This is a genomic window from Segetibacter sp. (assembly GCF_025963695.1).
Taxonomy (GTDB): domain Bacteria; phylum Bacteroidota; class Bacteroidia; order Chitinophagales; family Chitinophagaceae; genus Segetibacter.
On record NZ_JAOQAH010000106.1, the window covers coordinates 1 to 8,682 of the forward strand.

7 protein-coding genes are annotated in these 8,682 nt (G+C 40.3%); 3 read left to right on the forward strand and 4 right to left on the reverse strand.

Features of this window, described 5'->3' with window-relative positions; translation table 11 throughout:
* Positions 1–118, forward strand: a 118-nt coding sequence (locus tag JWR87_RS18670) for a glucoamylase family protein (RefSeq protein ID WP_297823120.1), incomplete at its 5' end; no start/stop codon positions are given.
* A 59-nt stretch (positions 119–177) separates the two neighbouring features.
* Here the strand turns inward: JWR87_RS18670 and JWR87_RS18675 are convergent.
* Positions 178–894 (reverse strand): GNAT family N-acetyltransferase, encoded by a 717-nt coding sequence (locus JWR87_RS18675; protein ID WP_297823108.1) that lies wholly within the window; start codon positions 892–894, stop codon positions 178–180.
* A gap of 299 nt (positions 895–1,193) precedes the next feature.
* On the opposite strand from JWR87_RS18675, the gene JWR87_RS18680 reads away from it, so the two are divergent.
* A complete protein-coding gene (locus JWR87_RS18680) occupies positions 1,194–1,844 on the forward strand; it encodes a hypothetical protein (protein WP_297823110.1) in 651 nt (216 codons plus the stop codon).
* Between the two features lie 113 nt (positions 1,845–1,957).
* Here the strand turns inward: JWR87_RS18680 and JWR87_RS18685 are convergent, their stop codons facing one another.
* From JWR87_RS18685 to JWR87_RS18695, 3 genes are all read right to left on the reverse strand, one after another.
* The gene (locus JWR87_RS18685) at positions 1,958–3,166 is read right to left on the reverse strand and encodes a hypothetical protein (protein WP_297823113.1); all 1,209 of its coding nucleotides are present in this window, start codon (positions 3,164–3,166) and stop codon (positions 1,958–1,960) included.
* A 252-nt stretch (positions 3,167–3,418) separates the two neighbouring features.
* Positions 3,419–4,939 carry a GH3 auxin-responsive promoter family protein gene (locus JWR87_RS18690; RefSeq protein WP_297823114.1) on the reverse strand — a complete coding sequence of 507 codons (1,521 nt, stop codon included), beginning with the start codon at positions 4,937–4,939 and terminating at the stop codon, positions 3,419–3,421.
* A 269-nt stretch (positions 4,940–5,208) separates the two neighbouring features.
* A complete protein-coding gene (locus tag JWR87_RS18695) occupies positions 5,209–6,057 on the reverse strand; it encodes an NAD(P)-dependent oxidoreductase (RefSeq protein ID WP_297823116.1) in 849 nt (282 codons plus the stop codon).
* 345 nt (positions 6,058–6,402) lie between these two features.
* Between JWR87_RS18695 and JWR87_RS18700 the strand changes: the two genes are divergently transcribed.
* Positions 6,403–8,223 (forward strand): ABC transporter ATP-binding protein, encoded by a 1,821-nt coding sequence (locus JWR87_RS18700; RefSeq protein WP_297823118.1) that lies wholly within the window; start codon positions 6,403–6,405, stop codon positions 8,221–8,223.
* The last annotated feature ends 459 nt before the right edge of the window (positions 8,224–8,682 follow it).

Consider the following 8,682-nt stretch of genomic DNA (forward strand, 5'->3'; position numbering starts at 1 on the left):
TGTAGTAATGATGGAAAACTATCGCACCGGCTTACTTTGGAAACTTTTTATGAGCTGCCCCGAAATACAGCAAGGCTTACAAAAACTGGGATTTGAAAGCCCGCATTTTAAAAGGTAGTGATTGTGCGGTAGTTTTACACACACACACAATCACACACAATTGATCCCGTTTCGCTCTTATTCTGCCAGATGCTTCAAATAATATTCCGATAAAAATGCTTTGCTTAATAAATGATACGGTACCCATTGCTGCTTATCAGGAAGCAGCACTTCAACAGCAGCCGGGTCAGGAAAAGTTTTATAATCAAAGCGGGTACTTCCGGTACTGAGATAGCCGGTGTAATAAAGCAGTTTGTTTCGTGAAAGCGCATATTGAAGTTTCTGTAGTATCAGGAATTTTCCAAGGCTATATTGTTTGTATTCAGGATGATAAATGTTCATAATGCCTGAAATGGTGTGCTGTCCTCTGTCAAAATAACCTGTTGCAATTAGCCTTTCCTGGTCACGCACCTGCACCATCATCGAGTCGAAGGGTTGAGGCAAAATTTCCTGGTGTAAATAATCTGCGCAGGTGGACGATACAGAAAAGGGTACATGGTTTTTATAAAGGCTATACAAGCTTTCAATTTCCTCATCAACATAAGCCTTTTGAACACTCACTGTAAAGCCCAAACATTTTTTAAGAATCGTATTTGCGCTCTTATTTAGCTTACACTGCTTTACAAGAGTGCGTAACCAAAACACAGGAATGACAGGGCCATCTTCACCTAATGCAGTATCGTTGCACGTAAACATAATATGCTGCATACGGTAATAGCCTGCAGCAAGGAGGTTGTCGAAAGATTCATTCTTGAAGGAATGCTCGTCGGCAGCGATGTAGTAATTGTGCTTCATAAGCTTTGCGGCTGCAATTTATATAAGGAAGCTAAGCAACGGAAAACAAGTGATGAAAAAATAAAAGGAAGTTGTAAGTGAGTGCTGAAGGTGCAAGTGAACCGTTGCAGTAATAAGCATGAGAAATAATTTAGGAAGTTACAGTAGCACTAAGGCGCATTAGTAAAATGTAAGGAACAGGGTGTTATCGTTCCTTTCTTGATTTTTCTTTGGTTACTTTGCTGGTTTTACCAACAAATTATTTCAACCGTTAAGCTGAACAAAGCATGAACTAAATGGTTATTTGAATTTTTACATTAATGAAGTTGCTCTTAGTTTTTATGATGATATCTCCAGTATTCAATACCTACGGACAGCAAGCTTCGGAGCTTTTGCAATTCAGGGAAAATAAGGTGATACCTGCTGTGATTGAAAATAATGTTCTTAAAGCCCTTTCTTTCTACCCCGAATTGAAAAATACCACCATCAGCTTTATTTTCAAAACGAGCATTAAAACATCTGTAATGCAGGCTCAACCCGTTTTTACCACGTTATTGGATAGAAGGAAAAACAGGCGTTACAGGATTAATATAAGCGAGCATTTCGAACTTTTAAAATCGCAAATGCCTATTACGGAGATACCTGATGATGTGATGATAGGATGGATAGGTCACGAGCTTGGACATATTCTTGACTATGAAGGTAGAAGTAATATGGGTTTGATCTCGTTTGGCTATCGCTATTATTTTCACCCCTCTTTTGTAAAACATGCCGAAATGCTTGCTGACTCTTTTGCGGTTGAGCGTGGTTTGGGAAATTATATTGTTGCGACAAAACGCTTTATTTTAGATCACGCAGAACTACCACAGGCGTATAAAGATAAAATCAGGAGACTGTATCTGTCACCCGACATTATTGTAGAACAGGTGAGGCAATTGGAAGAAAAGAAGCTGCTTCAAAAGCTGCAGTAAGATACTTGTAATTGCTTTAGTATTCTTGCTTTGGCGGAGGACACAGATGCCTCGAGGTTAGCAGAAGGGAATTAAAAATTAGGAATAAATGATTGTTAATCTATACAGACCAGTTATTTCTTTAGGTCAAAAACTACTTTCGCATTTTTCTGTTCGTTTGATGAAATAAATATTTCAAAGCGTTTGCCTCCTGCAGTAACAACCATTAAAGACGTATTTGGAGGAATGGAACCCAGGTTATTGGCAACCATAATAAGCTCGTGGTGTGGATGTTGGATATCAACAGCAATTTTGAACGTTAAGGGCTTTTGAGTAAGGCGGGCACCTGCTATTATTAATGCGTTGTTATGATAAATAGTAACTGTATCACCGTCGATATCACCATTGTCATACAATTCAATCTTAATTTCCCCCGCTTCAGTTTCAATTTGTTTTATCGTGGGGTTAGACCTGCTGGCAAGTATAGGCGGAGCGGTTGGTAAAGCCGGCGTTCTTTGTTTAATAACAGGAGCATCTTGTAGCGTTACATCTTTTGGAGGCTTTATGATTTGAACGATTTCAACCTGTTTTTTCCCCGGTTTCGGTATTGCTTTTTTTGCAACAGGTGTTGCTGCCACCGGCGGCTTTTTTGTTGGGCCTATTTGCTTTGGCGGGGCAGCAGCAATAATGGTTGGTTTCACACATTCCCTGAAAGTAATGTCATCTAATGCAAAATCGTTTCCGCAACCACCTGGAGAACTGTCAATCATGGTTAGAATTAGCGGGATGCGGGAAGGCGGCGTGGTAAAAAAAGCACGGTATTGCGTCCATTGGGGAGCTTCACGTCGTACGAGCTCGCCCGTGCGAAATTGTGCTACCAATTTTCCGGCAACGGTTTCCACCCGTACAATAATTGTTGGTAGCAAGGGAAACGGACATTTTTTCGTGATTTTACAAACATTCATCATCCACGATGAAAACTCATAAATGGTACTACTTTTTAAACCGATGATGGTAGTGCTTAAAAACGCGCCACCACTGTTAGATGCATTAATCAGCATCATGTTGCCATCTACGTCTCCTGGTGTCCGGTCTTCGGAGAGGGTGTGCCAGTCATTTCGAAAGCAGCCGCCGGTATAGGAAGTATAAGTGTAATGTCCGTCAGTGGGGCAATAACTTGAAACACGATCGTAATTATAAGTCAGGTCACTATTAAGATCGTGAATGTTGCCAGTACCAAAGTTGATCGTAACAAGTGGGGGTTTAAGGGTGCAATCGCCGGGTTGCGATTCTGCCGCTAAAGCTAACGAGAGTGCTATAAGTAGAGAAGAAGACTTTTTCATAAGCCCAAATTCTTTCCTTATAAAGCTACTCAAATTTGCGCACGTTTACACCTTGCTTTGTGCATTGCAAATTGCGCTGTTGGTTAGCGACGAACAGCGCAATTTGCAATGCCGTTGGTGGTTGCCAGATAGCCTTCATTGTGGGGGCGCCCCCCTTCTTTTATGCCCCCTTATTGTACAACTGATGAAAGGATTGCGACGCAACGATGATGCTATGAAAATATTGGCTGGTATCCCATACTTCTCATTGTATTAAGCTAACTGCAGCACATAATTTCTGAATTCGTTAAAGTCCTTTTCTTTCATCACTCTGGGGATTTTTGCCTGTCCTCCCAACTTTTTGAATTCTTCGCTCCAGCTATAAAAATGCTCTACCGGAACTGCCTCAACTTCCAAACCTTTCAGCGATTTCGTTCTGGCTACTTTATAGTTTTTATTGTTGTCACTTAATTCCGTGTCGATAACTTCCGATGCTTTAGCGGTATCAATTTCTTTGTCTGTTCCAATCATAAACTTCATTTTATATTGGTCATTTTCAAAAACCGTAGAGGCTACGAATTCTTTAACCTCCATATCAAAAGTACTTTCCAATTTTTCTATTGCCATGTTCATTTTCTGAACCGAGAGTTGCTCCCCAACCACATTCAAATAATGTTTTGTGCGACCACTAATTTGAATTTCGGATCTTTTCTTATCGGTTATAATTACCGTATCGCCAATCATGTATCTCCATGCTCCTGAAACAGTAGAAATAAGTAGAACATATTCAGTATTTTCTTGTGCCTGCTCTAGTGTAAGTACTTCTATACCTTGCTTAACCCGTCCTTCGTCGTCGATATTTTCAGCAACAAAAGGAACAAACTCGAAGAAAATACCATTATCCACAATCAGCGCCATAGCGTTGGTGTCAGGTCGTTTTTGGGTGGCCATGTATCCCTCAGAGGCAAGATAGGTGTCAATATAGATGAGAGGCCGGCCCAATAATTTTTCCATGCTCTTTCTATATGGCTCAAAGGCCACCCCACCCGAAGTGTAAACATGTAGGTTTGGCCAGATGTCGTGAATTGTATTGAGATTGTTTTGACTGATAATTTCTTTTAGCATCAGTTCTACCCACGAAGGAATTCCTGATATGCTGCCAATATCCCATGTTGGAGCTTCCTCAGCAATTCTCCTGACCTTTTCGTCCCAGTTCTCTATCGATGCTATGTCAGCGCCTGGCTTATAAAATTTGCTAAACCATCCTGGAATGTTGGCCGCACTAATGCCGCTGATTTCACCTTCAAAATGGTCGGTCTCTTCTATTAAAGTAGTGCTGCTGCCAAGCATAAGAATTTGCTTTTCAAAAAAGTCGGCTGGCAAATCGAAATTTTTCAGGCTTAGCACTTGTTGCATGCCCGACTTTTTGATTGCGCTGATCATATCGGCTGTTACCGGAATGTACTTTTTATTACTTGTTGTACCGCTGCTGAGTGCAAAGTATTTCTGTCCGCCAGGCCATGTAATATTCTGGTGCCCCTTTAGTAAGTAGTTCCACCATTCATCGTACAACGCATCGTAGTCGTAGACCGGTACCTTTTTCTGGAAGGCGCGAACGGGGTCAGTACTTTCAAGTATTTCCTTAAACTCGTAATGCATACCAAAGGCGGTTAGTTTGGCTTTCTTCAGAAGCTGTAAAAGGACCGCCTTTTGTGCTTTTACGGGATTTACGTCACGACTTATTAATCCGTTAAAATCAATTGCTTTTTTAATTACTCCACCTAATAGCGCCATTCCATTCAATTTTTTCTACCTCAAGCAATATTTATACCTGATGAGTACGGAAGTGTTTAATACGAGAAAATATAGCTTTAGAAAGGGAAGGGGGGAATTTTGTATGGAACTAGAAAAAATAGCTGCTTTAGTGGGTAACAAGATGGAAGTAAGAGGGATAGCGGCAAAAAAAAAAGGAACGTGCTGTTGTCGTTCCTTTTAACAATTTTTCTGTTATGCTTCTTACAATCTAAAAAAATAAAGCTCGGGTAATATTTAAGAGTGAGAAGTTAAATACTGTCCTTTGCAATTACACTCCAGTCGTCGCTGCCATGTCCTTTAGCTATCCATTGATCCATTACATTGGCAATAGCGGGTATTATTGCCAAACTTGCTCCGGCTTCTTTTGCAGCGCTCAGCATTAGTCCCGCATCTTTGCGAGCCATATTTAATTCCCATGAAGGTTCATTGAATTTGCCTTCCGAGATTTTCTTTAACCTGGCAGGAGCTGCTGCCCCCGGATTCCAACTGCTAAAAAGATTGAGAATTTCTTCGGCTTTTATACCCTGAGCTTTAGCAAGTGCCAGGGCGTCTGAAAGCCCGGCTGTAAGGCTTAGCAAAAATAAATTGCCTGTTAGCTTGATGCCTGCTGCCTTACCTTCTTCAGGTCCAAAGTTGAGGAGCTTTCCTGTCATTTTTGACAAATGAGCCTCCATCTTTTCGATGGCCTGTTGGTCACCCGATACCAACATAAAGCCGCTGCTTTCGAACGCATTTTGAGGCCCCATAAAAACAGGAGCATGCAAATAAGTAAAGCCTTTGCTTTTCCAGCTCGCTGTTCTTTCAATAGCTCCTTTGGCGGAGGTGGTAGTGTGATCGATGATGGTTGCGCCAAGCTTAAATCCTTCACTTGCCTTTTCGAGTACTTCATTTACAGTAGCGTCATCCTTGAGTGTTACATGTATAACATCGGCGTCTTGTACAGCCTGGTTTACATTGTCAAAAGCTTTTGCTCCATAAGCCTCCAGCGCTGTTGCTTTTTCTGTAGTTCGATTCCAGACGTGCAATGTTTCGCCTTTTTGCAGCATTGCTTTAACGAAATTTGAACCTAATAACCCCATTCCTATAAATGCCTTCATAATATTTCGGTTTTTGCAAAGTTATGTAAGAAAGCTATAATGCATTTGTGAAGTGAAAGGGGGTATCCCAATGGCGGCACGGGGTCAGCGACCAACACGGGCGGGTATGCCGTTTTTGGTTGTCGGACCTGCAAACTAGTTTTAAGCCGCGACGATTTGGGATTCGCTCAGCAAAAGCAGGTCGGATGTTTTGAAAGACAGCTTTGCTGCAAAAGGTTTCTTTGAATAGGATGGTATTGAGTATAAAAACACAGAAAGCTAAAATTCAGAAACTTCTTTTTATAGCCTTCTCTTATAATTCTCTAAGAAGCAACATGACCTACCTTTGCAAAAAATTGTTCTGGTTTGAAAAATCTTGCGGCAGTTAACAAATATTTCTGGAAATATAAGTTCAGATTTCTTGCAGGAATTTTATTTATAGCGGCGTCCAATTACTTTGCGGTACTTGCCCCCCAGGTAACCAGCTACGTAGTGAACCTGGTGCAGCAACGTCTGCCTAATGCCAAACCCGCTGCTACCCATGCCTTCAATGATCCCTTGGTTGAGTGGTTTATAGCAGCTCTTGATCCTGTCCGAGGCAACTTTGTCAAGCTTGTTACAATTTGTAGCGTAACTATATTGCTTCTCGCTCTTGCAAGGGGACTATTGATGTTTTTAATGAGGCAGACAATTATAGTTATGAGCCGGCACATTGAATACGACCAAAAAAACGAAGTATTTGCTCATTACCAGTTACTGGATACTAATTTTTACAAAACACATAGTACCGGTGATATGATGAACCGAATAACCGAAGATGTTAGTCGCGTTAGAAGTTATACAGGGCCGGCGATAATGTATCTGATCAACCTGCTTTCTCTGATTGCGTTTTGTGTTGTAAATATGGTTAGAAAAGATCCAATGCTTACTCTTTATGTTTTAGCTCCGTTACCCATTCTTGCTGCTACAATTTATATTGTTAACCAAATCATTTACAAAAGGAGTGAAAAGATTCAGTCGTTGCTGTCTGACCTGACAACGAACGCACAAGAGAGCTATTCGGGAATAAGGGTTATAAAATCTTTTGTGCAGGAAAAAGCGATGTATGGCTTTTTTGAAAAAAATAGTGAGGACTATAAAAACAACGCAATAGGTTTGGCAAAAGTGGAGTCTATTTATTTTCCAAGCATGGCTTTGATGATTGGACTGAGTACGCTGATAACGATTGTAATTGGCGGAATACAAGCCTTGAATGATACCACAAAAGTGGGAGTGATTGTGGAGTTTGTTATTTACATCAACATGTTGCAGTTTCCGGTAAGCGCAATTGGGTGGGTGGCAAGTATGATACAAAGAGCGTCAGCATCGCAGAAAAGGCTTAACGAGTTTTTGCAAACAGAGCCGACTATAGCAGATAAAGGCAATGCAATTGAGCAAGTGAAAGGAGACATCGTTTTCAACAACGTCGATTTTATTTATCCGCATACCGGCATTCATGCCATTAAAGATTTTTCATTAAAGATAAAAACAGGAGAAAAAGTATTAATCCTTGGAAAAACAGGCTCTGGCAAGTCGACTATTGCACAATTATTACTGCGCTTTTATAATCCTCAAAAGGGCAGTATTACTATTGGCGATCTTCCTATAGAATCTTATTCTATCAGAAATTTAAGAGAGCAAATAAGTTATGTTCCGCAGGATGTTTTTCTTTTTAGCGACACAGTAGCTAACAACATTAGTTTCGGCCTCGAGGCAATTAATCATCCCCGCGAGGTAATAAGCAAGGCAGCCCGGCAGGCAAGCGTTGAAACCGAAATAATGCAATTTGCTGAGGGCTACGAAACAATGGTAGGAGAGAGAGGCGTAACCCTTAGTGGCGGGCAAAAACAAAGATTATCTATAGCACGTGGATTAATTAAACAACCGGAAATTGTAGTTTTCGACGACTGCCTGAGTGCAGTAGATACAGCTACTGAAAATACCATTATTTCAAATTTGTATCAATACCTGCAAGACAAGACTGCAATTATAATAACGCACCGGATATTTACGCTACTACATTTTGATAACATCGTAGTGCTTGAAGATGGAAAGATAACAGAGCAGGGAACCCACGATCAGTTAATGATCAAAAATGGCTATTATTCTGAGCTCTACAAAATGCAAACTGTGCAAGCATTTACTTAATTACACTTATAATTCGGGCCTTTTAGTGGCTGTAGCACGGCCAATTATTTTCAGTAAAGTTTTTGTGCCCGTCATAGTACTTCTATGTTGCTTTTCTTGCGTCGCACTCTTGTACTTTTATTTGGTGTGCAGCTATAAAAGCCGCAAATCCAGTTGAACAGATCGTCTTTTTTAAAGGGAAATAACGAGGAAAGATCATTAAAGAAAAAATAGTTGCAGGGTGTGACACAACGATGTTGAATAACCATTCTATAGCTGTAACAATTAAATTTATTTCTATAAAAAGCGCTTTCGTTTGATAAGAAAAATTTAAAAAGCGGTTTATTTTTCGACTTTTCTTTAAAAATTTTGGTAATTGAAAAGTAATTATATATTTGTGTATCATTGTTTTTAATGAAGTCTTAACAAAAAAACCAACCTACTGTGGCGTACGAAAGCAACGAACAAAAAATTGAAAGT

Excerpts from the sequence above, each read along its gene's own strand:
- JWR87_RS18675 (WP_297823108.1), bottom strand. The coding sequence starts at position 894 with ATGAAGCACAATTACTACATCGCTGCCGACGAGCATTCCTTCAAGAAT.
- JWR87_RS18680 (WP_297823110.1), top strand. The coding sequence starts at position 1,194 with ATGAAGTTGCTCTTAGTTTTTATGATGATATCTCCAGTATTCAATACC.
- JWR87_RS18685 (WP_297823113.1), bottom strand. The coding sequence starts at position 3,166 with ATGAAAAAGTCTTCTTCTCTACTTATAGCACTCTCGTTAGCTTTAGCG.
- JWR87_RS18690 (WP_297823114.1), bottom strand. The coding sequence starts at position 4,939 with ATGGCGCTATTAGGTGGAGTAATTAAAAAAGCAATTGATTTTAACGGA.
- JWR87_RS18695 (WP_297823116.1), bottom strand. The coding sequence starts at position 6,057 with ATGAAGGCATTTATAGGAATGGGGTTATTAGGTTCAAATTTCGTTAAA.